This is a genomic window from Pandoraea sp. SD6-2, from assembly GCF_000389825.1.
Lineage (GTDB): Bacteria > Pseudomonadota > Gammaproteobacteria > Burkholderiales > Burkholderiaceae > Pandoraea > Pandoraea communis.
The window spans coordinates 36,822-59,905 of sequence record NZ_KB944443.1; the positions used below are offsets into that span (position 1 = coordinate 36,822).

The 23,084-nt window shown below is 60.9% G+C and carries 24 protein-coding genes; 20 read left to right on the top strand and 4 right to left on the bottom strand.

Features of this window, described 5'->3' with window-relative positions; all coding sequences use genetic code 11:
- Entirely contained in the window at positions 1-1,038 is a 1,038-nt protein-coding gene (locus tag C266_RS12675; RefSeq protein ID WP_010804202.1) for a zinc-dependent alcohol dehydrogenase family protein, read from the top strand.
- Between the two features lie 50 nt (positions 1,039-1,088).
- On the opposite strand, the gene C266_RS12680 is transcribed toward C266_RS12675, so the two are convergent.
- Both C266_RS12680 and C266_RS12685 read right to left on the bottom strand, forming a co-directional pair.
- On the bottom strand, positions 1,089-1,997 hold the full coding sequence (locus C266_RS12680; RefSeq protein ID WP_010804203.1) for a ribose-phosphate diphosphokinase: 909 nt from the start codon (positions 1,995-1,997) through the stop codon (positions 1,089-1,091).
- Positions 1,994-3,574, bottom strand: coding sequence for a thymidine phosphorylase family protein (locus C266_RS12685; protein WP_168162917.1), 1,581 nt, complete (start codon positions 3,572-3,574; stop codon positions 1,994-1,996). Before C266_RS12685 ends, C266_RS12680 begins: the two co-directional genes overlap by 4 nt.
- Positions 3,575-4,151: 577 nt before the next feature.
- On the opposite strand from C266_RS12685, the gene C266_RS12690 reads away from it, so the two are divergent.
- The 8 genes from C266_RS12690 to C266_RS12725 all read left to right on the top strand — a co-directional run bounded on the left by C266_RS12690 (position 4,152) and on the right by C266_RS12725 (position 12,373).
- On the top strand, positions 4,152-4,652 hold the full coding sequence (locus tag C266_RS12690; RefSeq protein WP_036662831.1) for a hypothetical protein: 501 nt from the start codon (positions 4,152-4,154) through the stop codon (positions 4,650-4,652).
- A gap of 105 nt (positions 4,653-4,757) precedes the next feature.
- Positions 4,758-5,297 (top strand): hypothetical protein, encoded by a 540-nt coding sequence (locus tag C266_RS12695; RefSeq protein ID WP_010804206.1) that lies wholly within the window; start codon positions 4,758-4,760, stop codon positions 5,295-5,297.
- 35 nt (positions 5,298-5,332) lie between these two features.
- Positions 5,333-6,049 (top strand): ABC transporter ATP-binding protein, encoded by a 717-nt coding sequence (locus C266_RS12700; RefSeq protein WP_010804207.1) that lies wholly within the window; start codon positions 5,333-5,335, stop codon positions 6,047-6,049.
- On the top strand, positions 6,046-7,131 hold the full coding sequence (locus C266_RS12705; protein WP_010804208.1) for an HlyD family secretion protein: 1,086 nt from the start codon (positions 6,046-6,048) through the stop codon (positions 7,129-7,131). Before C266_RS12700 ends, C266_RS12705 begins: the two co-directional genes overlap by 4 nt.
- Positions 7,128-8,639, top strand: coding sequence for an efflux transporter outer membrane subunit (locus C266_RS12710; RefSeq protein ID WP_144265810.1), 1,512 nt, complete (start codon positions 7,128-7,130; stop codon positions 8,637-8,639). The genes C266_RS12705 and C266_RS12710 overlap by 4 nt, the downstream gene beginning before the upstream one ends.
- A 2-nt stretch (positions 8,640-8,641) precedes the next feature.
- Complete coding sequence (locus tag C266_RS12715) at positions 8,642-9,784, top strand: ABC transporter permease (protein ID WP_010804210.1); 1,143 nt, start codon at positions 8,642-8,644, stop codon at positions 9,782-9,784.
- A gap of 171 nt (positions 9,785-9,955) precedes the next feature.
- Positions 9,956-10,993, top strand: coding sequence for a nitroreductase family protein (locus tag C266_RS12720; protein WP_036662833.1), 1,038 nt, complete (start codon positions 9,956-9,958; stop codon positions 10,991-10,993).
- 72 nt (positions 10,994-11,065) lie between these two features.
- Positions 11,066-12,373, top strand: coding sequence for an NRAMP family divalent metal transporter (locus C266_RS12725; RefSeq protein ID WP_010804212.1), 1,308 nt, complete (start codon positions 11,066-11,068; stop codon positions 12,371-12,373).
- Positions 12,374-12,424: 51 nt separating this feature from the next.
- Here C266_RS12725 and C266_RS12730 read toward each other — a convergent pair whose 3' ends face one another.
- Positions 12,425-13,225, bottom strand: a complete 801-nt coding sequence (locus C266_RS12730; protein ID WP_010804213.1) for a universal stress protein — start codon at positions 13,223-13,225, stop codon at positions 12,425-12,427.
- 401 nt (positions 13,226-13,626) lie between these two features.
- On the opposite strand from C266_RS12730, the gene C266_RS12735 reads away from it, so the two are divergent.
- The 3 genes from C266_RS12735 (at position 13,627) to C266_RS27750 (ending at position 15,326) form a co-directional block, all read left to right on the top strand.
- Complete coding sequence (locus tag C266_RS12735) at positions 13,627-14,280, top strand: BON domain-containing protein (protein ID WP_010804214.1); 654 nt, start codon at positions 13,627-13,629, stop codon at positions 14,278-14,280.
- Between the two features lie 84 nt (positions 14,281-14,364).
- Entirely contained in the window at positions 14,365-14,814 is a 450-nt protein-coding gene (locus tag C266_RS12740) for a pyridoxamine 5'-phosphate oxidase family protein (RefSeq protein WP_168162913.1), read from the top strand.
- Between the two features lie 50 nt (positions 14,815-14,864).
- Positions 14,865-15,326 (top strand): universal stress protein, encoded by a 462-nt coding sequence (locus tag C266_RS27750; protein WP_010804216.1) that lies wholly within the window; start codon positions 14,865-14,867, stop codon positions 15,324-15,326.
- Between the two features lie 26 nt (positions 15,327-15,352).
- Here C266_RS27750 and C266_RS12750 read toward each other — a convergent pair whose 3' ends face one another.
- Positions 15,353-16,348 (bottom strand): universal stress protein, encoded by a 996-nt coding sequence (locus C266_RS12750; RefSeq protein ID WP_246831184.1) that lies wholly within the window; start codon positions 16,346-16,348, stop codon positions 15,353-15,355.
- A gap of 134 nt (positions 16,349-16,482) precedes the next feature.
- Here C266_RS12750 and C266_RS12755 point away from each other — a divergent pair, with 134 nt between their 5' ends.
- The 8 genes from C266_RS12755 to C266_RS12785 all read left to right on the top strand — a co-directional run bounded on the left by C266_RS12755 (position 16,483) and on the right by C266_RS12785 (position 23,064).
- Complete coding sequence (locus tag C266_RS12755; protein WP_010804218.1) at positions 16,483-17,733, top strand: MgtC/SapB family protein; 1,251 nt, start codon at positions 16,483-16,485, stop codon at positions 17,731-17,733.
- A 159-nt stretch (positions 17,734-17,892) separates the two neighbouring features.
- Complete coding sequence (locus C266_RS12760; protein WP_010804219.1) at positions 17,893-18,321, top strand: Hsp20/alpha crystallin family protein; 429 nt, start codon at positions 17,893-17,895, stop codon at positions 18,319-18,321.
- Between the two features lie 507 nt (positions 18,322-18,828).
- Entirely contained in the window at positions 18,829-19,476 is a 648-nt protein-coding gene (locus C266_RS12765) for a response regulator transcription factor (RefSeq protein ID WP_010804220.1), read from the top strand.
- 249 nt (positions 19,477-19,725) lie between these two features.
- Complete coding sequence (locus tag C266_RS12770) at positions 19,726-20,100, top strand: YqjD family protein (RefSeq protein WP_036662838.1); 375 nt, start codon at positions 19,726-19,728, stop codon at positions 20,098-20,100.
- Positions 20,101-20,114: 14 nt separating this feature from the next.
- Complete coding sequence (locus C266_RS27755; protein ID WP_168162914.1) at positions 20,115-20,291, top strand: hypothetical protein; 177 nt, start codon at positions 20,115-20,117, stop codon at positions 20,289-20,291.
- Positions 20,288-21,097 carry a polysaccharide deacetylase family protein gene (locus C266_RS12775; protein ID WP_010804222.1) on the top strand — a complete coding sequence of 270 codons (810 nt, stop codon included), beginning with the start codon at positions 20,288-20,290 and terminating at the stop codon, positions 21,095-21,097. Before C266_RS27755 ends, C266_RS12775 begins: the two co-directional genes overlap by 4 nt.
- A complete protein-coding gene (locus tag C266_RS12780) occupies positions 21,090-22,358 on the top strand; it encodes a putative glycoside hydrolase (RefSeq protein ID WP_010804223.1) in 1,269 nt (422 codons plus the stop codon). Before C266_RS12775 ends, C266_RS12780 begins: the two co-directional genes overlap by 8 nt.
- Before the next feature lie 202 nt (positions 22,359-22,560).
- Positions 22,561-23,064: a BCAM0308 family protein gene (locus C266_RS12785; RefSeq protein WP_036662840.1), complete on the top strand. Its 504-nt coding sequence runs from the start codon at positions 22,561-22,563 to the stop codon at positions 23,062-23,064.
- Positions 23,065-23,084 lie beyond the last annotated feature (20 nt).

The following is a 23,084-nucleotide window of genomic DNA, read 5'->3' on the forward strand; positions in this document are numbered from 1 at the left end:
ATGAAAGCCCTTGTGTTTCACGGTCCGCAGCAAATCGCGCTGGAAGACCGGCCCATCCCGCAGTTGCTGGCGCCAACCGACGCCATCGTCCGCGTTCGCAAGACCACCATATGCGGTACCGATCTGCACATCCTGAAGGGCGACGTGCCGACGGTAGAGCCGGGGCGAATTCTGGGCCACGAGGGCGTCGGCGAGGTTGTTCAGGCCGGAGACGCCGTCACGGCGTTCAAACCCGGTGACCACGTTCTGATCTCCTGCATTTCGTCTTGCGGGAAATGCGACGCTTGCCGGCGGGGGATGTATTCCCACTGCGCGGCGGGAGGCTGGATTCTTGGCAACCGGATCGACGGCACGCAAGCGGAATATGTCCGCACGCCGCATGCCGACACCAGCCTGTACCACGCGCCTGTCGGCGTTGACGAGGACGCCCTGGTGATGCTGAGCGATATCCTCCCCACCGGGTTCGAATGCGGCGTGCTGAACGGCAAAGTGCAACCCGGCAGCAGCGTGGCCATTGTGGGCGCCGGTCCGATCGGGCTTGCGGCACTGCTGACCGCGCAGTTCTTCACCCCGGCCCAGGTGATCGTCGTCGACCCCGACGTCGCACGTCTGGAGGTAGCGGCGCGACTCGGCGCCACGACCGTGGTGTCACCCGCCAAGGAAGATGCCGTGGAGGTCATCCGGCGATTGACTGGCGGTCAGGGCGTCGATACGGCCATCGAAGCGGTGGGCGTGCCGGCGACATTCGAGCTTTGCGAGTCGATCGTTGCTGCGGGCGGCGTCATCGCCAACGTCGGCGTGCATGGCCGCAAGGTGGATTTGCACCTCGAATCGTTGTGGGATCGGAACATCAGCATCACGACCCGGCTGGTCGACACCGCCGCCACGCCCATGCTGCTGAAGACCGTGGCATCGGGGCGCCTCACTCCCAGTGTGTTGATTACCCACCATTTCTCGCTTGCCAACATTCTCGACGCGTACCAGACGTTTGGCGACGCGTCCAGCACGCATGCGCTGAAAGTCATCATCTCGCCCTGAGGTGGCAAACAAGCGGGAAGGCGATTGTCCGCTACGCCTTCCCGCAGCCCTCAGAGAGACTCCGGCAGGCTCTCCAGCAGATCGCGAACCGCGTCGGCCAAGGCCGGCGTGACGTCGATGGCGTTCGAGGCGTGCGGCACGGTATTGCAGGTTAGCACCCGGCTGGCTCCGGCAGAGACGAGGTCATCGACGCTCACACCTTCGAACAGGCCATGCACGGCAATGCATACCGGATTGCCAAACCCGTGGTGAACGAGCGCGCCAATGGTGCCGAGCATGGTTTGCCCGCTCGACAGAATGTCGTCGACGATGACGGCAGTGCGTTTTGCATAAGCAGGGGGGACATGCAATTTGACGCTGACGCGCCGATCCGCCTCGCGGGTCTTATGCGCCACGACGCACGGCGCACCGATGCGTTCGGCGATCTGGGTGACCCACGCTTTGCTTTCATCGTCCGGCCCCACGATCAGGGGATCTCGGACATTCGCTGAAATCCACTCGGCCGTGGCGGCTACGCCATGAGGGGAGCGCACGGGAACGGAATACACGGCCGAGAGCGAGGGCAGGCGATGCAAGTGCGGCTCCATCGTCACCAGACCGTCGATATGGGCGCTGAGCAATCGGCCGAAACAATAGGCCGACACCGATTCGCCAGGGCGGAATCGCGCGTCCTGGCGCAAATAGCACAGGTAGGGCGCGACGAGTATCACGTTGCTTGCCCCAAGGTCACGGGCAGTGTCCGCCGCAAAAACAAGCGGCAGAATCTTGGCGTCCGGCCGATGCAGCGAACAGACGAGGACGACCGACTTTGCGCTGAGCGGCCCTTCGAGCGAGACGAGTTGTTCGCCGTCCGGGAAGTGGTGCACGCTGAGCCGTTGCAAAGGACTATCGATCGCATCGGCCAGCGATCGCGCCAAGAGTTCGTTTCCCGGTAACGGGTAGACGGCAACATCGTTCATGATTCCCCCACGGCGACGATTGCGGGAAAACGACAGGCATACTCGTACGCGTAATCGAGTTCTCCCTGACTTTCGGCGTAAATGGTGAATAGGGGTTGGCCGGAAACCACAGGCTTTCCGATCGAGACCTCATAGACGACACCGGCCCGCGCTGCGGCCGGCGCGCCTGCCAGCTTGGCAACCCGAGCCAGGTGCCGGTTGTCCACGGCCATGACGATGCCGCCGTGGCGGGCGGTCACCGGCTTGCTATGTCGGCCGACCAGCGGCTCGCGCATCCCGCCCTGTGCTTCGCAGATTCGCTGAAACTGCTGCCAGGCGAGTCCGCTGGACACAACGGCGCGCGCACAAGCTTCCCCGTCGCCCGGGGGCACTTTCCCTCCCATCTCCAGTAGTCTTCCGGCAATTTCCACGCTCTTGTTCAACAGGTCGGCAGGTGCGTAGCTACGATTTTGCAGGACTGACAGGACATCGCGGGCTTCAAGACTGGGGCCAATGCCTCGCCCGACGGGCTGGTCGCCCTGACAGATATAGGTGGAAATATCGAGTCCGAGTGCATGACCAATCGTTTGCAGGCGTTTGGAGAACAGTGCGCTGGCATCTCGGGAGCGAATCTTGGCCGTCAGGCCGACCGGGACATCGATCAGCACGTGCGTCGAGCCTGCGGCCAGCTTCTTCGACAGAATGGAGGCCATCATCTGGGCCTCGCTGTCCAGATCGAGCGGGCGCTCGACCTGAATCAACGTGTCGTCGGCAGGGCTCAGGCCCGCCGCGCCGCCGAACACGACGCAACCGCCGACGGCATTCACAACCCTGCGCATGTCCTCCAGGCCGAGATCGACCGGCGCCATGGTTTCCATGGTATCGGCGGTGCCCGCCGGCGATGTGATCGCCCGTGACGATGTTTTCGGCATCACCAACCCTTGCGACGTCACGATGGCGACGACGATTGGCGTGGTTCGATTTCCCGGCAGCCCGCCAACGCTGTGCTTATCGACAATGCACTCTGCCTGCCAGCGAAGCGTCTTGCCGGTGGCGACCATCGCACGCGTAAGTGAAATGATCTCGTCATCGGAAAGCCGGTTGCCCGTGCAGGTCGTCAGAAACGCGGAAATCTGGATGGGTGAATATCGGCCTGCCGCGATATCGGCCACTACCTCGTCTAGCGCGGCAGGGGTAAAGGCTTCGCCGAACATGCGTCCCCGCACGTGACGAAATGACTCGACCGGTGGCATGTGGCGCACCCGCACCCATTCCCCCTCCGCCACATCGAGGGCGAGCAGGGCCGCTTCGCTCAATCCGATCTCGTCGAGTTCCAGCCAATCCCCGGTCACCGTCTGAAGCGTTGCGACGACTACCACGTCGCCGTACTCGAGTTGAAGGCGCGTCTGCGCCGCGAACCCTTCGGAGCGGCAGATCTGGCTATCGCGCCGAAGATAGGCGACCGCTTCGCGCAGCGTGTCGACTTGCACGCTGTGCGCGCGCAATCGCCGCCCCGTTAGCGGAGCCGTCGCGCTTTCCCCTGCCGCTTGACCTGCGCGGTGCGGCGCTGGCGAGTTCGCTAGACCGAAAGTCGCCACCTGGGGTGTTTTTTCGATGTCATCCGACACTGTGCATCTCCTTTCGGGGGCGAGGAGGGCGCCTCTTGCGCGTGAGCACCGAGGAAAATTCGAATATGCCCCCGCTCTAGAGCGTAATGCCGCTTCTTTCGCCGCGCGACGAGTGCTCCATGTGAGGTTGACGTGCATCAAACCGCACCTGTCGGCATGCCTTTTCGGTTGCGGCACATTTTCCCAGGTTGAGGAATGTCAAGCCTGATTCCGCCGTAGCGCGCTATTGTCGAGACATTGTCGGCACTCACCTGCCGACGCTACGATTACCCGATATTGCGCTTGTTTTGGCACTTGCGTCCGGAAACGGCCCCGTGAAGGACGTAAGCAAGTTGGGTTTTTTGCCCGCTTTTGCGGGCATTCTTTTTTATGCTGCCCCCGGACGACAGCCGTGCGTGGCGATCTTGACGTGGGACAAACGGGGCGAGGTGGGTGTGGCTATGCTGGATTTTGCAGCGCCTCGATGTTGCTCTCGTGGCGTTTCCGACTCTCGGCCGGACTTGGCGCTCACGATCCGGTAACCGCCCGCCATTCTGGAGACGCGATCATGTCCAAAGACCCCAATCCCCCACTTGTCCTGTGGAAGGCGCAGTGGTTTGCGGTACTCGATGCCCACAGAAACTGGATGGAGAGTCTGCAATGCCTGCGCGAAATGCAATTGAAGACCGACGAAGGCCTGCTCCATGCCGACAAGGAATTCGCCAGCGCGATTGAGAGTGCATCGGATTTCAGCGAGATGCTCAATAGTCAACTCGCCTTTATCAACCGTCAGTTGGGGATGCAGAACCTCATATGGCAAGGACTGGTGCAGATGAGTGCACGCATGCCGACGGCGTGGGCCGAACAGTACTACTCGGCAGAAAAGGCTTGGCAACGCGTTTTCTCCGACGGCGCGGCGGCGACAAGCGATACGGAATGCCCCGCCAATGGATGGGCAGCTTGGGCCGATATCGCGAGATTGGCCATGCAATCGTTCAACGCAATGTCGACTGAGGACGGTCAAAGCGCGACGCGGCGACTCACCCATATTGCGGGAGCCAAGGGGTAACGCCTCGCGCGACGTGCCTGCGGCATTGGCAAACGAGGTGGGCCGACGCCGATCGGGCGCACCGAATGCACACCCGACGCCGCCCAACAGCGCGAGGAGTTCAATATGCTCACCCTCCACGATTCATGCCTCACGGAACGTCATCTGACCTTGTTTGCCAGAATCGTTCGGTGCTTTGCTCGATACGAACACTTGATCGACGGCGCGGCGACCACCCTTTCGAGGGCCGACGCGACGTGCTTTTCCCTGCTCACGCGAGGGTACGATTTCCGCGCCCGGCGCACGACGCTGCTGGACATGTTGCGTCAGGTCGGCTATCCGACGGATCGCTACGACCGAATCAGCGCGCAACTGATGCTTCCATACACGTACTCAATGCTTCTCCACGATATTGTCCATTCCGAGTGGACAAGGCATGTGCCGAGCGGTGGCATCCAGCCGGCGTGGATATTCGATTGCGCGCCAACCGTGCTTCCGTTGAGAGACTGGTCCGATGCAGGGGTGGAAGATCCATTGCCGCGCGCCGCCGACGAGTATGCGTACACCCTTGATCAACTCGAGACGGTGGCCGACACGCTATCGGAGGGGCACCGCGATTTCGCCTCGTATCTTCAGGAAACCGGGCTGGTGCCGGTCACGCGCTGATGCCGCCTTCTCCTGTCCCCAAAAGGCTCACCGAAATGCCGGGTGCTCCTGCGGCTCAGGCAATCGTCGCCAGCCACCTGACCAAGAGCTTCGGCGAGGGGGCTGCGCGCACGACGGCAGTCAATTCGGTCGAACTGGTCGCCCACTTTGGCGAGATGCTCTTCATCGTCGGACCTTCGGGAAGCGGGAAAACCACGCTCTTGAGCTTGCTGTCGGGCATTCTGCGGCCCGATGCCGGCAAGGTCATTGTGAATGGCAGCGATATCTGGGCGCTATCGAAAGACGATCTGGCGGATTTCCGGTTGAACACGATCGGGTTCGTGTTTCAGGACTATCACCTCTTTCCACGGCTCACGAGCGCCGAGAACGTGGCGATACCGCTGATCCTCAAAAAGCAGGACTGGAACGAATCGATTGACGCTGCACGCCATTGCCTGGAGATCGTCGGCTTGAAAGATCGCGCCGAAATCCTGCCGGTAAAGCTCTCGGGCGGCGAGCAGCAACGTGTGGCGATTGCCCGCGCCGTCATCGGGTCGCCTCAGATACTGGTGCTGGACGAACCCACGGCGTCGTTGGATGGCGATACCGGGCGAATGATCATCGCTTTCGTCAAGGAAAAGATCCTGGACAGCAATCGGTGCATCGTCATCGTCACGCACGACGCACGGATCAACGAGTATGCGGACAGAATCATTCGCATGGAAGACGGCCGCATCGTCAACGGCGACGGGGACCGCGAGGCGAAGCCATGAAGAACAAGTGGATCTTCGTCGCCTCTGCGATCGGCATACTGATCGCGCTGATCGGTGCCTATTTCTTCGGCCAGGAACGACGGCCGGAGGCACCTGCCTTTACGCCCGTGAGCAACCCCTATCCTGCGGCGATCTATGCCACCGGCATCGTGGAAAGCGAACAGGGTGGGGGGGCCAACATCAACATTTATCCGGAGGTCTCGGGGAGCGTGGCTCAGGTTCTCGCGCATGAAGGCGAGAAGGTGCGAGAGGGTGCCGTGCTGCTGAGAATCGACGACACGGTGCAGCGCGCGACAACCGAGCAGTTGCATGCCCAGATGCTCGCAGCCGAAGTGATGCTCAAAGCGCTAAAAGCCCAGCCGAGGAAGGAAAACCTCGATGTCGCCAAGGCGCAAGTCGATCAGGCGCAGGCGAATCTGAAAGCCGCGCGAGATCAGTACGAGAAGCGCCGCACGTCCTATGAGATGGACAACCGGTCGGTGAGCAAAGACGTGCTGGATACCGCCCGCGATTCGGTCGAGCAGGCGGTGGCAGCCCTCGAAGTCGCACAACGTCAATATGATCTGACCCGTGCCGGGGCGTGGCGATACGACATTGAAAATCAGGAGCGGCAATATGATGCGCTTTCTCAAGCGTACAACGCTGCGAACGCGCTGTTGCAGAAATACGCGCTGACCGCCAAGTCGGACGGGGTGATACTCGCCGTGAACGCCGCAGCCGGAAGCTATGTCTCGTCACAGGGTGTCTTCGACGCCTATACCAACGGGACCGCACCGGTCATCGTCATGGGCGCGCCTCAGGATTATCTCGCGGTGCGTTGCTATATCGACGAGATATTGGTGTCTCGACTTCCCGCTGCGGGTCACATCCGGGCGCAACTGTCGGTCAGAGGCTCCGATGTCAAGGTGCCTCTCGAATTCGTTCGGGTGCAGCCCTACGTGTCGCCGAAGATCGAATTGTCGAATCAACGACAGGAGAAGGTCGATCTTCGCGTGTTACCCGTGATTTTCCGGTTCAGGAAGGCGGATCTGCCCATGATCTATCCGGGACTTCTCGTCGATGTCTTCATCGGGCCGCAATGATGGAGCCCTCGCACAGGCCAACGCCTATCGTACGGTCTCGGCACCCATCTGTGGCGCGGTGGACCATCGCGCTCACGTTATGCGTGGTCGCCGGGTGTGCTGTCGGGCCGGATTTCACCCGGCCTGCAGCGCCCGGCGTCGAACGTTACACACGCGACCGGCTTGCGCCCGAGACCGTCGCGGCGAATGGCGAAACGCAGCGATTCACGGCCGGTGCCCCCGTGTCTGCCGACTGGTGGAAATTGTTCGGATCGACAGCGCTCGACGAGATGGTGCACCGGGCATTATCGAACAGTCCGACGGTTGCATCGGCGCAGGCCAGTCTTCGCCAAAGTCAAGACGATCTTCGCGCAGGGTATGGCATTTTTTTCCCGCAAATCGGTGGCTCGGTACAAGCGGTACGAGAGCACGCGCCCCCCTTGCTGAACAGTGCGCAACCGCAAACGGGTAATGTGTTCAATCTCGTCACGGCGAGCGGTAGCGTGAGCTATTTTCTCGATCTTTTCGGAGGGAAACGCCGAGCGGTCGAGGCATTGCGCGCTCAGGCGGACTACCAGCGATACGTTGCCATGGCCACGTATCTGACGCTCAGCACCAACGTTGTCAATACCGTGATCGCGTACGCAGCCTATGCTGCTCAGGCGGATGAGACGCGCGAACTCATCGCACTCCAGCAGCAACAATTGCAGGCCATCGAGGTGCAGTTTCGCGCAGGCTCGACCGCCTATGCGAGCGTGTTGAGCATTCGAAGTCTGATCGCCAGCAATCAGGCAGCCGAGGCGCAACTGGAACAAAAGATGAGTCAATCGGCCGATCTTCTGGCGATGCTGCAAGGACAATCGCCCGTAGAGGCCGAGTTACCCAAGGCGACACTGCACTCGTTGACGCTGCCGGCAGAATTGCCCGTGAGTTTGCCGTCTGACCTTGTCAGGCAGCGGCCCGATATTCTGGCCGCAGAGGCGCAGATGCATGTCGCGAGCGCCAACATCGGTGTGGCAACCGCCGCCATGTTTCCGAGCATTAGCCTGAGCGGTTCCTACGGGAAAGATGCCACGACATTTGCGGGACTGTCCGGCGAAGGGTTCAGATTCTGGAGTATCGGCCCGTCCATTTCGATTCCCGTATTTGAAGGCGGAAGCTTATGGTACGGCCGCAAGGCGGCTGTCGACGTGTTCGATCAGACTCAGGCCGCCTATCGTCAAACCGTACTTGCCGCATTCGCCCAGGTCGCCGACGTGCTGAATGCCCTTGAGCATGACGCACAGGCGTTACAGGCTCAGGAAGCGGCAATGAACGACGCCCGCATGGCGTTGGACCTGGTGCAAGTCAATTTCAGCGCAGGCATCGCCGGCTATCTTGATGTGCTGGCAGCCGATGTTCAGTTTCATCAGGCGACCATTGCCTATGTCGCCGCGATTGCGCAACGCCAGCAGGATACCGTTGCCCTGTTCGCGGCACTTGGCGGTGGATGGCGAGAGGTACCGAGTACCGACACGGGTGGAGAGTGAGCATGAAGCACTTCGGCATTATGCGCATCGGCTTTCGCCTGCTGGTCAACGACAAGGCGAAATTCTCGGCACTTCTGGTCGGCATCGTGTTTTCCGTCTTTCTGATGACGCAGATGACGGCGATGTTTGCGGGCATTCTGAACCGCGCTTACGCGACCATCACGAATGTCGGCGCTGAAATATGGGTGATCGATCCCGCCGTCAATACGCCGACGACCTCGTTCCCCTTGCCGAATTACCTGCTGGACGCGGTGCTTAGCATGGAGGGTGTCAAATATGCGGCGCCGCTATATATCGGCGGAGCACAGGTCAGGCTTGCCAACGGCGTCTACCAGTCGGTGAGTGTCGTCGGCCTCGATGACGCGAGCCTGTTCGGACGACCGCACATGGCGTCGGGGAATATTCTCGACATCTACGCCGACAACGCCTTTCTGGTCGTTGACGATCCGGAAATTGAGAAACTGGGAAATCCGAAGATCGGCACCACGTTCGAAATTAACGACTTTCGCGGCGTCATCGTCGGTCTCGCACAGGTCTCGGCGAACGGTCTGAACGGCGTGCCGACGCTGTACACAACCTATAGCCGTGCGGTGGAGTACATCCCCGGCACGCGATTCACGATCTCGTACATTCTGGTTCAGCCGAAGACGTCGGCGGCCATCCCATCGATCAAGCAACAAGTGGCGAAGCTGGGCTACATCGCGCTTACGAAGGACGAATTCAATCAGAGAATTGCGAATTACTACATCTATCGGACCGGCGTCGGCACCAATATTCTGCTCATGACAATCATCAGCTTCATTGTCGGGGTTTCCATTTCCGGACAAACGTTCTACACATTCGTCATCGAGAATCTCGATAAATTCGGCGCGCTGAAAGCCATCGGTGCGAAGGGCAGCGAGCTGGTCAAGATGATTCTCTTTATGGCCACCTTCACGGCGCTCACGGGCTATGGCATCGGGGTCGGTCTGGTCACCCTGGTCATCATGGCGGCCAAGCACACGCTGCCCAACTATGCGGCAATCACCACGTTCTGGAATCTCGCCTTCTCTTTTACGATGGTGTTGCTTATCGCGGGGTTTTCCAGCTACGTCGGGATTCGCAAAGTCCTGAAAATCGAGCCCTTCGATATCTTTCGCGGGTAAACTCCGGCAATGACCGGCGCTCGCGCCCTGATGACCCGAGGCATTGACGTTCGTCAATGCGCACCGGCACGGTTGGCCCAAACTGGATAAAGTGCTCGCCGAGTCTCCCGTTTTACGTGATGCTGCACCGCAAAAAACATCAGCCTCATCCGTTGGCCGAAGGAGGTCATCGTGTCCCGATCCAATGAAACCCGGCTTCAGGCTTGGGCAGTCGACGAACACGCGTTCGCCAGGACAGCGACTGCCATAGAAAAACTCAGATTCTGCCTGCAGTACGCGATACTCGCGCCGTCGACGCACAACACGCAGCCGTGGCGCTTCGTCATAAGCGACGACATGCTCCTGCTGTGTGCCGACCGATCGCGGGCGCTACCGGTGAGCGACACTTATGATCGCGAATTGACGATTAGCTGCGGCGCGGCGTTATTTAATCTGCGCGTGGCCCTAAGTCACTTTGGCTGCCCGTATTTGATCCGCGTCATGCCCACTGTTGCCGAGCCTGACGTGCTCGCGAGTCTGCAGATTTCGGACGAGGGATTCGTCGACGCGGACATCGCGACGCTTTTCCCATCCATGGCAAAGCGCGTGACGAACCGCCGCATATTCGACGCGGCGCCGGTTCCCCAGTCCGCCATTGCGTTGCTGCGCGAGGCGGCCGAGGGGGAGGGGGCTCAGTTCGCCGCCATCGCCGACGAGGCGGAGCGTTCGCGCGTGGCAGACCTCATTGACCAGGCGGATCGGGGGCAATTGGGTGACCCTCGCTTTCGCCGGGAGCTTGCGTCGTGGGTCAGTGCGACGCGTCGCGACGACGGCATGGCCAGCTACTCGGCGAGTGCCGGAGGATTGCTCGACTTTGCTTCGCCGATCATCAGTTCCGTCGTTCGCACGTTCGACATCGGCGGGGGCGTGGCGGCCAGTCATCGCCGGCTCGTCGAAGGCTCGCCTTTATTGATATGCCTTGCCACGGCGACCGACGACGCCGAGAGTTGGCTGTTGGTGGGCCAGGCAATGCAGCGCGTGCTGCTGACCCTCACTGCCAACGGGTTGCATGCGTCTTTTCTCAATCAACCCATCGAAGTCGAGTCATTGCGCTGCGCAGTGGGCTCCATGACAGGCACCGGTGACTTTCCTCAATTGCTGCTGCGCGTGGGCCATGGTCCGGAGCAGCCCCATACGCCACGGCGCCCTGTCGAGTCGGTGACAACGTGATACTTCGATATTGCCTTGAGATGCATCGGTGTGCAGACGCACACGAAATCCAATTTGAGTTGCGAGGCCGGAATGGGGGTTGAGCTGCGCGACGAACGCTCATTGACCGTACTCCAGGCACTGCGCAAGCGGCTGCGCGAACACCCGCTTGCGCGGGTGGGACCAGGGCTCATTACAGGCGTTGCCGACGACGATCCGAGCGGCGTCGTGACGTACGCTCAAGCGGGCGCACAGTACGGCTTCAACATGCTCTGGACGATGCCGCTCGCGTTCCCGCTGATGGGTGCCATGCAATTGGTCTGTGCGCGTATCGGCCGAGTGACGGGCAAAGGACTTGCCGCGAACATCGGAACGGCATTTCCCCCCATGGTTCTGCGGGCCGTGATCGTTTTGCTGCTCGTCGCAAACACACTCAACATTGCGGCCGATCTGGCGGCCATGGGGGAAGTCGCCGAGCTGGTCAGCGGCGCGGATCGTCATTGGATGACCATCGCGTTTGCCCTCGGCACATTACTCCTGCAAGTATTTGTGCCGTACCACCGGTATGTCGTATTCCTGAAGTGGCTGACGGTATCCCTGCTGGCGTACGCTGCCGTTCTGATTACGGTGCACGTGCCGTGGCGTCTGGTCGCGCTGCGCACCGTGTGGCCCGAATTCAGTATTGACGCCTCCAGCGCTGCGGTGGTGGTCGGCGTGTTTGGCACGACCATCAGCCCGTACCTCTTTTTCTGGCAGACATCGGAAGAGGTGGAGGAGATGGAAAGAACCCCCGGCGCGGTGCCGTTGATCAACGACCAGAGCGCCGCACGGGTTGAACTCAGACGAATTGGCTGGGACACCTGGACGGGCATGTTCTATTCGGACATCACGGCTTACTTTGTCATGCTCTCGACGGCCGTCACCCTCCATGCGGCAGGGATTCACAGTATCGAGACGGCAGCCCAGGCGGCCGATACGTTGCGGCCGCTGGCGGGCGATCTGGCGTATGTGCTCTTCAGCGTCGGCATCGTGAGCGTCGGGTTGATTGGCGTGCCCGTGCTGGCGGGCTCCGGCGCGTATGCGCTCTCGGAGGCAATGCACTGGAACGAGGGGCTCGAGCGCACGCCCCGCAGCGCGCTTGGCTTTTACGGAATCATTACGCTCAGCATGCTGGCGGCCACCGCCATTCAGTATTCCCCCATCAACCCGATGAAAGCCCTGTTCTGGAGTGCCGTCATCAATGGGGTGGTGGCGGTTCCGCTGATGGCCGTGGTGCTGCTTCTGGCAACCCGCAAGTCGGTGATGGGAAGGTTTACTGCGAGTTGGCCGATTCTTGCGCTGGGATGGATCGCCACCGGCGTCATGTGCGCGGCAGCCGTCGTCATGCTGTTTGCGCGCTAAGGGAACACTGCAGCCCCCGAAGCGGCTGCAGTGCGAATCCATCGGACCGGGTCAGTGAGAGAGCAGTACGGGGGTGGTCATGTGCTTGAGCACCGTCCGGGTTGCGCCGCCGAAGACGCGTTCACGCGACGGCCCGTGTCCATAGGCGCCCATGACAAGCAAGTCGGCCTCGTGCTCCTCTGACACCGCGAGCAACTGAACGCCGTCACTTGCTTCGGTATCTTGTCTCACCGATACGGCCTTTGCGCGCAACCCATGGCTCTCCATCAGCCGCACGACGTCGGCGAGCGAAGGGTCGTCGCCGGCCGGCGCGCGGTTGATGCCCACGACGAAAATGTCCTGGGCACGCCCCAGCAGTTGCCAGGCATCGCCAATGGCGCGACGTGCCTCACGCGAGCCGTTCCACGCGACCACGATGCGTCGAATTTCACGCGGCAAGGTGACATTGTGGGGGAGTCCCAGTAGCGGAACGCCCGCCGACACAATGATGTCTCCGATGCCGTCGACACCCAGCGCGGCAACGCCGCCCGGTGCATCGGGCTGGCCGACAACGCAAAGGTCGGTGGCTTTGGCGAAATTCGACAGAATGGTTGTCGGGGCGCCGAACGGCGCGTGCCAGTCTCCGGTGACATCGTGTTCGGCACAGACTTCCCTGAAAAGATGTTCGGCCGCGTGCAAGGCCGCCTGAGAGCGCCCCTCCGTCTGATAGCGAGTCCCGGACGATTCGGGTTGTCCGGCATGCACGGCGCCAGGCCGATGCGGCAGATAGATGCCGGCGAGGCTGGCATCGTGCTGACGAGCGAGCAGCCCGCTGAAGCGCAACCGCGCGGCACTCGTCGCAGTGTCATCCACATGGACGCAAATTCTCCGTAGGCTCATTTTGTTCCTCCTTGCGTAGGGCACGTAGCCGTTCGCCCTTGACAGCGCAGATTCCCGCACGGGCGTGTTTTTGTTATACGTCTGTAATCACGTCACAGCGGGTGCACTCACGACATCTCGTTGATGCGAATCAATGTCCGGAGAGTCGATGACCGGCGACAGCTCTCTGAAGGGCGTTGTTCGCTGTCGTCGGGACTACGAATGCCGCATTGCGCGACAGGCGCTTCGCCGGGGCGAATTGACGCTGGTCAAGCGACGGCAGGAGAACCCGGCAATACACCGCGCACAGGGCTAAGGTGAAGGCGTATATCGCGGTACGGGCGTCGCCGACGTGTCATATCGCGTGAATCGGCACCACGGCTCGGAGAAACCCCATGAAGACGGATTCCCAATTGCAGCGCGATGTGATGGACGAACTCGCGCGCGACACCAGCATTCATGCCAATGAGATTGGCGTGGAAGTTCAGGACGGCATCGTCACGCTATCAGGCAATGTGGCGAGTTTTCTTGAAAAGTGCGAGGCGGAGCGCGTCGCCGCACGCGTCGCCGGCGCACGCGCGATCGTTGTGTCGTTGGAGGTCTTGCCAACGTCGAAGGACCGGCACACGGACGCCGATATCGCGAAAGCGGCGCTCGCCGTCCTGAAGTGGCACGCCGGGCTGCCGGTGGACAGCATGCACGTCAAGGTGGAGAGCGGCTGGGTCACGATCGAGGGAAGCGTCGAATCCTATACGCAGCGCGTACTCGCTGAAAATGCCGTTCGCACGTTGCGAGGCGTGAGGGGCGTCATCAACGACATCAAGGTGCAGGACAGTCCCCGCCGTTCGGAAGTCGTCGGCCATATTGCCGCGGCGCTGGCTCGACAGGCGCTGCGCGAGGCCCACCACATCGAAATCTCCCTGTTGGGTAACGGCGAAGTGCTCCTGACGGGCAAAGTTCATTCTCTGGCCGAGAAAGAGGCAATCCGAGGCGCAGCCATGACGACGCATGGCGTATGCGCGGTCGTGGACCGGATGACTGTCGAGTGAGCGAGCGGGGCGCTGGCGGCGCCATCGCTGTGAGCCGGAGCGACACATAGGAGGCCCCTGATGAACGCAATACTGGAAGCCGTCATGCTGGACATTCTCGACGGTTGCAGAGAGTTATCGCTCGCCACGCTGATGGCAGACGGGAATACTCAGTCGGACGTCGTGTGTTTCGTTCATCATGGACTCGACATCTACTTCGCCACCGGACGCGACAGCCGCAAGATAGCGAATATCGAGCGCAATGCGCAGGTGTCCTTCTGCCTCTACAAACCCTACACGAAATGGCCCGAAATCAAAGGGCTGTCTGGCCACGCGTTTGCAGAAATTCTGTCGGACGAATCCGCCGAGCGCTCACTCGCAATCCGGCTACTCGACGCACGCTTTCCGGACGCATGGACACGAGTGCCGGAACATGGATCGAGCAGAACAACGGTTGTAAGGCTGGAGTCGTGGGCCATCAAGGTGCTGGATTACAGCCGTGGGTTCGGTCATATCGACATCGTCACGATCCCGTCAAAACGCCACAGAGAATAGCGGCTTCTTCATTGGCCGGCTTACCTCGTAGCGAAGCGCGTGGAGGCAATATGTATCACAACATTATGGTGGCCTTTGATGGCAGCGAGCCATCGAAGACGGCTCTGGTTCATGCGGCAAAGCTCGCCCGGGCGCTGGGGGCGAGCCTGCGCGTTGCCTATGTCGAAGTGGACCCTGCGCTTTACTTCCCGTTGATGGCTGCGGCGCTGCCGTCGGTTGCCGAAGTTCGGAACGTGCAGAGTGCCGAGACGCTGGCCGTGCGGGAAGCGGCGTTGAACCTATTGGCCCGTGAGGGAGTTGCCGCCGGCTTCCTGGCGCTTCCGCTTGTGGACAGCCACATGCATATCGCGGATCGGTTGCTTTCCGAAGCGAAGCGTGTCGGGGCGGATCTCGTGGTTACCGGAACGCATGGCCGCCGGGGGCTCGCTCGCCTCACGCTCGGGAGTGAGGCCAATCGCGTGCTTCAACATGCGGATCTGCCGGTGCTCGTTGTCAAGTCGGCCTGCCCGTAGCGGGCCTGGCAACACCCGACACCCGGTCAGCCCGCCCCATTGACGACCAGCAACGGGCGATCGATCACCCGGGCGACGCGTTCGTTCTCATGTCCGTTGAACCACGAGGACAACCCTTCGCGATCCTGTGCGCCAATGACAACGAGATCGGCCTCCCATTCGCGCGTCTCCCGAACAATCGCTGCCGCCACATCCTCGGTCATGCCTGTGTGCGATAACCGACGCTCAATCGTCGCGTTCGGGGCTTGCGCCGACATGAGTGCCGTGGCTGAATCCAGTGCGCGCTCGCCTCTGGACATGCCGGACGATGGCGATCGCGAAGACTCCTTCAGATCAGACAAGTCCACGCCCCGGCCTTCCACATAGACGGCCAGCAACTGCGCGTGCGCGGGGGCGAACCGCATACCGGTGCGCACCGCATTCAATGAGGCGTCGCTGCCGTCCACTGCGAACAATATCCGGCAAGGCAGATGCAATGACGATTCGATCGCGCGCTCGGGAATCACGAGAATTGCGCGATGTGTGTGTTCTGCGAGAACGCCAGAGACCCGGGTGGTCAACGTGGCAATGAGCCCATCGGCCGGCTCCGCGCCCACGACGACGAGGTCGGCATTCCATTCATTGGAGACCCTGCCGATACCCGCAGATATGTCCCGATTCCCCAGCGCGCGGCCAAGAAGGCGGTGATGGACCGACGCGCCACTGCGTTGCAATGCCACTTTCGCGCGCTCCAGGGCGAGAAGCTCGTCTTCCTGCAGTTCATTGAACGCCTGGCGCATATCCGCCGGCGTTCGCGAGTGCGGCGCGAGGAAGGCTGCGGGATCCTCGAAAAACCCCAAAACCAGCACCTGAGTTTCGTGCGTGCAAAGGCGCGTCGTGTAGGCAACCGCATTCTGCGACGCGCCGGCGGGATCGACGGCCACAAGGATTCGCCGGAAAGGCTCGCGAATACCATGCGGCGACAACAATTGTGAGACAGGTTCCATGATTGATGCCGCATCTCGGATGCGCCCCTTGGCCACGAACAATTGACAGCATAAGCCCTCGTGGCGCGAGCCCCTTGCGTTCGGTCAATATCCGGCCGCACCTCGGTTCGGCATCCGATCTCTGTCGCCTATGCTAGCCTTTATCCCCACTGGTAATGGACAGGCATACCATGACCGAACCCGTGCTCGACCTCCTGCCTTATGCAACCGCATTGGCTGCCGGCTTGCTGATTGGCGCTGAACGGGAACGGCGCAAAGGCACCACGCGCGAACGCGCCGCTGCGGGCATCCGGACGTTTGCACTGACCTCGGTTCTCGGGGCGGTGGCCATGTCTTCCGGGGGCGTCTGGCTGCTGATCGCCGTCGTTCTCGCGCTTTGCGCACTGTTGACGGCTGCGTATATGCGCCCTCATGACGATCCCGGGATTACCACGGAGATCGGGTTGATCCTGACGCTGCTCCTCGGCGCGACGGCACAGCGCAACCCCGCATTGAGCATTGCGATCGCCGTGGCGGTTGCATGCGTGATGCAGGTGCGTTTTCACTTGCATCACCTCGTCACCCGCATGGTGACGGAAGCGGAACTGCAAGACATGCTCGTGCTTGCAGTGGCAGCGCTTGTGATTCTGCCGATACTTCCCGACCGGGCGATCGACACCTTTTACTCGCTCAATCCTTACACGATCTGGCGATTCACGGTCGTGATGCTGTCGATAGCCGTCATCGGACATTTTGCACAACGAGCGCTCGGGCCCAGCGCCGGGCTTCCAGTCACGGGGTTTGTCTCGGGGTTTGCCTCGAGCATCGCAACGATCAGCGCGATGGGTTCGCACGTCAAGCGTAATCCCGAACTGCTACTCGCTGCCGCAGCGGGCGCCGTGCTCTCCACCATTGCCACGATGATTCAGCTCGGCATCGTGATCGGAACCATCTTCCCGAGCGTTCTGATCGATCTGGCGCTGCCTCTTGGCGCGGGCGCAAGCATGGCGCTAGCGTACGCACTGTGGGCGCTATGGCGGGCGAGCCGGCAGGCAACACCACAAACCGTTCACGTGGGCGGCGGCATCGACATGAGATCGGCGTTGGTGCTGACGGCGAGCGTGTCGCTCGTCATGCTCGCGTCGGGAGTGCTTTCCCGTTGGTTCGGCAATGCCGGTTTGCTGGCCGTGGCGATGGCGGGTGGCCTCGCGGACGCCCACTCCGTCGCGGCGAGCGTCACCTCGCTGGCGGAGCAGGGGCGGTTAAGCGCTGCCGGCGCAGCGCTGCCAATACTTGCGGGTGCCTCGACGAACGCCTTCTCCAAGGGGGTTGTGGCGCTGCTCTCCGGCGGGCCCCGCTTCGCGAAGATCGTGGTCCCTGGGCTTGTCCTCGTGATGGGCGCGGTCTGGCTAGGTTATGTCTTTTCGCCCGCATACCGATGATCGGGAACGAAGTCCTCTCTTGATGTCAGTCAATCCGCCGATTCGGCCCGCTTATAGATTAGATAACGTGCGAACCGGATCGGAACGAAAACGACCTCTCGTCAGGCGCTGTTCCTTGAGCCTGGACCGCACTTAGGCATTCAACCTTCGGAGTCAGTCATGGCAAACATTACCCGATTCGATCCATTGAGTTTCGATGAGCCCTTTGAGAATCTCATTCGCAATGCGTTTTGGCGTCCCTTGGCGCTGGAAAGCTCCAAGCGCATGCAAATCAAGCTGGACGTCGAAGAAGACGACAAGCAATTTACGGTGCGCGCCGATATGCCTGGTGTCAGCAAGGAAAACATCAAGGTTGCCGTCGACGGCAATCAGGTTTCCATCAGCGCTCATGTGAGCACGGCGACGGAAAAGAAAGATAACGGGAACTTCGTGCACCGCGAGCGCTATGAAGGCGATATGTATCGCAGCTTTACGCTATCGCAAACCGTCGACAAGGACAAAGCCCAAGCGAATTATCGCGATGGCGTTCTCGAACTTGTGCTCCCAAAGCGGACTGACAGCGGTCAACGGGAGTTGACCATTCAGTAAGTCCTTTTTGTTGGGAAGCAGTGTTTGAGGGAGGGGGCTTTCCCCTCCCTCACGCGTTCCAATGCCGCTCCGCGCCAGCGATTGTCGACTTTCATTCGACAATTATCACCTTCCTCCGAAATCTCTTCAGATCGCCTGACTGCGCGCGCAGTGGCCGATATATTATTTAAATCGGATCGCGCCCGCCATACAATAGATCCCCCGATTGGAGGGTTCTCTCTCATCTTTTCGGTTGATTTACGTATCAATGCCAGACATGTTATACGTTTAAAACGTACAGTGAGAGCACGGCGTCGCCGTAGCGCTCGGCGAACCTGTTGGCACAGCATTAGTGTGTGGCTTGCGCTTAACGACTGTCGATCTATAGCTGGGGTATGGGCAAGCTGATGAACTGAAGGCGCCCCCGATATGGATTGGTCACGTCATTTCTCCACCGAGTCAAAAACCTCACCACACCGCCTCAATTGCAATTGCTGTTGCAGTTGGCGATCGAGTTGGAGACAAGAAATGACACGCGTCATGATCGCTGACGATCACGCCGTTGTTCGCGACGGCATCAAGCACATCCTGGAAGGGGCCGGCACGTTTGACGTCGTCGGTGAGGCGGCGGACGGCGCTCAAATTCCTTCGTTAGTTCGAGATTGTTCCCCAAACGTGCTGCTACTCGATTTGTCGATGCCGGGCAGGAACGGATTGGAATTGATCCGGATACTGCGGGACGCGCATCCGGGTTTGCGCGTATTGGTATTGACTATGCACTCCGAGGAGCAATACATCGTTCGGGCTTTCCAAGCGGGGGCGGCAGGATATCTGACCAAGGAGAGCGCGGCCGAAGAACTCGTAACAGCACTCGAGCATGTGGCACGCGGCGGCACGTATGTCAGCCATTCGATTGCGGGAAAGTTGGCGTCGAGCTTTCGCACCGATTGCGGCGACGCGCCTCACCGGCGCCTCTCCAGCCGCGAACTGGAGGTCTATCATCGCCTGGTCCGCGGAGAAACGCTCACCGTCATTGCCGATGCTCTGTGTGTGAGTCCCAAAACGATTAGCACCTACAAGATGCGCATCATGGAGAAAATGCAGATATCCGGTGATGTGCAACTTGTGCACTATGCACTTCGCAACCAGATCTTCGAAGAAGGCAAAAGTCCGTGACAATGCGCCGGCACGATCAAGTTTTCAGCGCACACTTGATCGGCTTCCTCGCTGGGCGTGTGCAACGCTTCCCATGACAAGCCATTCTGGCGTGCTGCAATCTACGCGGCCTGACGGCAACGCGCGAACGTGAACGCAATTTGTTCCATGTCATGTCGCGTCTACGTCGTATGTCTATATTGAACTTGATGCCCGCGCCCAGACAGGGCGCGAGCTTGAGTCCACTGTTGGCGTCGACCGGAGCGAAAAATGAATGACATCCCTACGGAACGTATGAATCACCGGCAGACACTGATCCACGATGCGGACGCGCTGTTGGCGGACGTGAAGGCGCTACTGAAAGACCTCGCAGATGAAGCCAATCTCGAGGTCGGCGAAGCCACTCCCGCGCTGAACACTCGGCTTCAGCAACTTACCGCGCGTCTGGACACACTGCGAAAGGCCGGTACGAAAAGCGTTTCGGAGTTGGCGCAGAGCACCGATCACTACGTGCATGACCACCCTTGGCGGAGTGTTCTCGCAGCGGCATCCGTCGCCGCTGCTGCGGCAACGGCGGGCGCCATTGTGGCGCCCATGATTGCCCGGCGCCGGCGTCAGGCCGAAGATACTGAATTGCGCTTGTGAGGGGGAGGGAGAGGATGGCCTCCGTCACAGCGCCGCGATCGACAACACTGATGGCGCCGCACGACGAGAAGGCGCAGCGCGTGCGGACGTTGATGCCTGCTGTAGATTCGCCCCTCGATCAGTTCGCACAGCGGCGTGCGGCGTACCGGTATCGTCACGAGCCGTTGTTCCTGACGGGAAGTGAAAAGTGAGTTTTCGCCGGTGCGATAAGGGCCGGCGGGCACTCACCGTGCTTGTCATCACGCTGATACTGTTGGTGCAACCGGCCGACGTGTACGCGCAATCGTCTTCGCATGACGTCTTGATCCTCGTCTATCATCGCTTTTCGGCGCGCGAGACGGATTCCACTACGGTGCGCCCGCAAACTTTCCTCGCGCAGATCAGTTTCTTCGAGGAGAACGGCTTTCGGATCGTGCCATTGTCCGATGTGCTCGCATGGCATGCTGGCGTGCAGGACAATCTGCCGCCACGCGCGCTCGCCCTGACGGTGGACGACGGCCATCGATCGGTGTATGAGGTGCTGTGGCCGATGCTGAAGGCTCACCCCGTGCCCATCACGCTGTTTATCTACCCGTCTGCCACTTCCAATGCTTCGTACGCGATGAAATGGGACGAATTGCGCACACTGGCGGGGACCGGGTTCTTCGACGTTCAGTCTCACACTTACTGGCACCCGAATTTCAAGACAGAGCGAAAGCGTCTGACGCCAGAGGCATATTCTCGCTTCGCTCACGACCAATTGCACCGGTCCCGTCAGCGGCTCGAGTCGGAATTGAAACACCCCGTCCGCTTGTTGGCATGGCCGTTCGGCATCTACGATCGGCAACTGGAGGATATCGCTCGCGACGAGGGGTACACCAACGGCTTCTCGCTCGATGCGCGGCCAGTCACCCCAAGGGAGAATCCGATGGCGCTGCCTCGGTATCTCATGACGCAGCGCTGCGCCACCGCGTGCCTGCGTGGCATGCTGCGCGACGCACAAAACCATCATGATTAAACGATTGATATTCTGGGGGCCATTGCTGCTGTGGTTTCCCCTGTTGACTTCGGCCTCAGCCGGCAACATTACCGCGACCGTCATTGACTCATCGACCGGACAGCCGATCGCGGGCGCGACCATCGTCAGTGCAGATCATGTGTGGGTCAGCGCCCGCGACGGATCGTTTACACAGCCGGAAGCAGAGGGAGATGGTGCCACGGCAATCTCGGTGAAAGCGCCGGGATATGCGAGGGTGGAAGCGTCGATCGTCAGAGGCAAGCCGGTAACGGTCGCCATGCCCCCCAGCCGCCCCAAAGCGGTCTACCTTTCCGCCTACGGCATCGCCAGCCGCACGTTGCGCGACACTGCGGTTGCCCTCTCCGGGCACACCGCAATCAACGCACTCGTCATCGACATCAAAGGCGATCGCGGCATAGCCCCCTATCGAAGCGCTGCACGCGAGCGCATTGGCGCGCAAGCCCATGTCAGCGCGCACACCCCCAGGGTGGAAAACCTCCCGGCCTTGCTTAAATCGCTTCATGATCGCGGCCTATATCTCATTGCCCGAATCGTGGTGTTCAAGGACGACCCTTTGGCAGCGGCGCATCCCGAGTGGGCGGTGCGCGACAGCGATGGCAGTGTCTGGCGCGACCGGGAACACCTCAGGTGGATCGATCCGACGATTTCCGCTGCATGGTCGACCCATCTTGATGTGGCAGAGGAAGCCGCGCGCATGGGTTTCGACGAGATTCAATTCGACTATCTCCGATTCCCCGACGCGCCGGGGCTGCAATTTCACGAGGCAAATACGGCCGAGCACCGGATCGGCGCCATTACCGGATTCCTTGCCGCTGCCCGCGAGCGGCTTGTCCGATACAACGTCTACGTCTCTGCCGACATCTTTGGCTATGTCTGCTGGAATCTGAACGACACGGACATTGGCCAGCAGTTGGAAACCCTCGGCGACCTCGTCGACTACATTTCCCCGATGTTGTACCCGTCGGGATTTAGCCGGGGACTTCCAGGGTGCGGACGGCCGACGGAACATCCAGGGGAAATCGTGTCTCGCTCATTGGAAGAGGCCATCCGGCGGTCCGGGTTGCCCGGTGTGCGATTCCGGCCCTGGTTACAAGGGTTTCGCGACTACGCTTTCGATCGCCGGGCCTTCGGCGCCACTGAGATTCGAGCACAAATCGAGGCCGCAGAGTCAGCGCAGACCGATGGCTGGATGCTGTGGAATCCGCGGAATCAGTACGATCCGGCCACGCTGCCCCGTTAGTTCCTGATGGCGTGCTCAGGGGCGGCACGATGTCGAATGCGGCACGATTTGATCTACGCCAAATCGCGTTGGTCATCATCGTCTACTGTTGAACATGTAGCGAGTCAGTCTGGTGCGCAACAGCATTGTCGCCGTGCGTGCCCCTCGCTCACATGCCGTGTATTCGACGCAAGCCTGCACCAGCATATCCAGGAGTTACACCATGAAAGTCAGAGCCCGGTCAGCCATGGTTCGGCCCGCGAGGTGGGACCACCTTCCCGATGCGCACGTTCCGGACAGCTACAAGCAACCTCATGCGGCGCCCGCATTGGCGACGTGTCCCGTCTGCCATGCGGTTTTCCTGCGCGGGCACTGGCAATGGCGTGTGGCACCACCCGACGCGGCCTCGCTCACATGTTCCGCGTGCCACCGCAGTGCCGATGGTGTACCAGCCGCCCGCATCGCTTTGGAAGGGGAGTTCGAGGCAGCGCATCGCGCGGAGATTCTGGGGCTGGTGCGCAATCGGGCGCAGCGGTTGCATCGGGAGCACCCCATGGAGCGCGTGATGGCCATCACGTCCGATGAGACGGGCACCGCCATCACGACGACCGGCATGCACATCGCGCGGGACATCGGCACCGCGATTCATCATGCCTATGGGGGTAAGATCGACTTCAATTACGGGCACGCAGAAGCAGAACTGCGCGTGCGCTGGCATCGGCCCTGACCCGTGAATGCCCTGCGCCG

What these genes read in the sequence shown, in the direction of transcription:
- C266_RS12675 (WP_010804202.1), top strand. Translation starts at nt 1, where the DNA reads ATGAAAGCCCTTGTGTTTCACGGTCCGCAGCAAATCGCGCTGGAAGAC.
- C266_RS12680 (WP_010804203.1), bottom strand. Translation starts at nt 1,997, where the DNA reads ATGAACGATGTTGCCGTCTACCCGTTACCGGGAAACGAACTCTTGGCG.
- C266_RS12690 (WP_036662831.1), top strand. Translation starts at nt 4,152, where the DNA reads ATGTCCAAAGACCCCAATCCCCCACTTGTCCTGTGGAAGGCGCAGTGG.
- C266_RS12695 (WP_010804206.1), top strand. Translation starts at nt 4,758, where the DNA reads ATGCTCACCCTCCACGATTCATGCCTCACGGAACGTCATCTGACCTTG.
- C266_RS12700 (WP_010804207.1), top strand. Translation starts at nt 5,333, where the DNA reads ATGCCGGGTGCTCCTGCGGCTCAGGCAATCGTCGCCAGCCACCTGACC.
- C266_RS12705 (WP_010804208.1), top strand. Translation starts at nt 6,046, where the DNA reads ATGAAGAACAAGTGGATCTTCGTCGCCTCTGCGATCGGCATACTGATC.
- C266_RS12710 (WP_144265810.1), top strand. Translation starts at nt 7,128, where the DNA reads ATGATGGAGCCCTCGCACAGGCCAACGCCTATCGTACGGTCTCGGCAC.
- C266_RS12715 (WP_010804210.1), top strand. Translation starts at nt 8,642, where the DNA reads ATGAAGCACTTCGGCATTATGCGCATCGGCTTTCGCCTGCTGGTCAAC.
- C266_RS12725 (WP_010804212.1), top strand. Translation starts at nt 11,066, where the DNA reads ATGGGGGTTGAGCTGCGCGACGAACGCTCATTGACCGTACTCCAGGCA.
- C266_RS12735 (WP_010804214.1), top strand. Translation starts at nt 13,627, where the DNA reads ATGAAGACGGATTCCCAATTGCAGCGCGATGTGATGGACGAACTCGCG.
- C266_RS12740 (WP_168162913.1), top strand. Translation starts at nt 14,365, where the DNA reads ATGCTGGACATTCTCGACGGTTGCAGAGAGTTATCGCTCGCCACGCTG.
- C266_RS27750 (WP_010804216.1), top strand. Translation starts at nt 14,865, where the DNA reads ATGTATCACAACATTATGGTGGCCTTTGATGGCAGCGAGCCATCGAAG.
- C266_RS12755 (WP_010804218.1), top strand. Translation starts at nt 16,483, where the DNA reads ATGACCGAACCCGTGCTCGACCTCCTGCCTTATGCAACCGCATTGGCT.
- C266_RS12760 (WP_010804219.1), top strand. Translation starts at nt 17,893, where the DNA reads ATGGCAAACATTACCCGATTCGATCCATTGAGTTTCGATGAGCCCTTT.
- C266_RS12765 (WP_010804220.1), top strand. Translation starts at nt 18,829, where the DNA reads ATGACACGCGTCATGATCGCTGACGATCACGCCGTTGTTCGCGACGGC.
- C266_RS12770 (WP_036662838.1), top strand. Translation starts at nt 19,726, where the DNA reads ATGAATGACATCCCTACGGAACGTATGAATCACCGGCAGACACTGATC.
- C266_RS27755 (WP_168162914.1), top strand. Translation starts at nt 20,115, where the DNA reads ATGGCCTCCGTCACAGCGCCGCGATCGACAACACTGATGGCGCCGCAC.
- C266_RS12780 (WP_010804223.1), top strand. Translation starts at nt 21,090, where the DNA reads ATGATTAAACGATTGATATTCTGGGGGCCATTGCTGCTGTGGTTTCCC.
- C266_RS12785 (WP_036662840.1), top strand. Translation starts at nt 22,561, where the DNA reads ATGAAAGTCAGAGCCCGGTCAGCCATGGTTCGGCCCGCGAGGTGGGAC.